The sequence below is a fragment of the Vibrio sp. 2134-1 genome (assembly GCF_033339495.1).
In genome coordinates this window covers 1-619 of record NZ_JAWOUS010000609.1, presented here as the reverse complement: position 1 = coordinate 619, position 619 = coordinate 1, and the positions used below count along the sequence as shown (strand labels likewise).

At 43.0% G+C, this 619-nt stretch carries 2 protein-coding genes; both read left to right on the top strand.

Features of this window, described 5'->3' with window-relative positions:
• A partial coding sequence (tssK, locus tag R7R78_RS27520; RefSeq protein WP_225474783.1) for a type VI secretion system baseplate subunit TssK occupies nt 1-287 on the top strand: 287 nt, incomplete at its 5' end.
• Nucleotides 288-298: 11 nt separating this feature from the next.
• Nucleotides 299-619 (top strand): DotU family type IV/VI secretion system protein (locus tag R7R78_RS27515; RefSeq protein WP_225474782.1); only part of this gene is annotated, 321 nt, incomplete at its 3' end.

Genomic DNA, 619 nt, shown 5'->3' with positions numbered 1-619 from the left:
AAGCGGACACAACAACGGATGAGATTAGACGCTTAGTCCCTGCGCAATTGAAGCTTGGTCCGGTAGAGCAGATTAGAGATCTAATCAACAACCAGATTAATGGAATTAACGTAGCTCCTTTAAGTGTCGTGCCACGACAGATTCCATATCAAACGGGGTATGTTTATTTTGAGGTCGTTAAGAAGGGGCCATTCTGGATGCGACTTAAAGACAGCGGTGGTATTGCACTGCATTTATCTGGTCATTTCCCAAATCCGGACATAGAGCTTTGGAGCATTAATCAATAAAAGTGGTAAGTATGGAACAGACGATAGTAAAACCTACTCCTGGCGGAAGAGCGGCTGTATCTAAAGCTCAGCCTCAAAGATCAGCAGACAGTACTGTTGTGATATCCAAAAGCCCTGAGTTGGTTAACAACGATTCAGTTGTTGCTTATGGAGATAATCCACTATTGGCAGAAGCTAATGGTCTACTTTCGATTATTGGACAAATCAGAGCAACAGCTACTCATTCCGATCCTTTGTTTCTTAAAGAAACGCTCGCGCAAAAACTTAGGGATTATGAGAATCGTCTGCGTCAACATGATGTTGACCTGGAAACCATTGATACCGCACGTTAT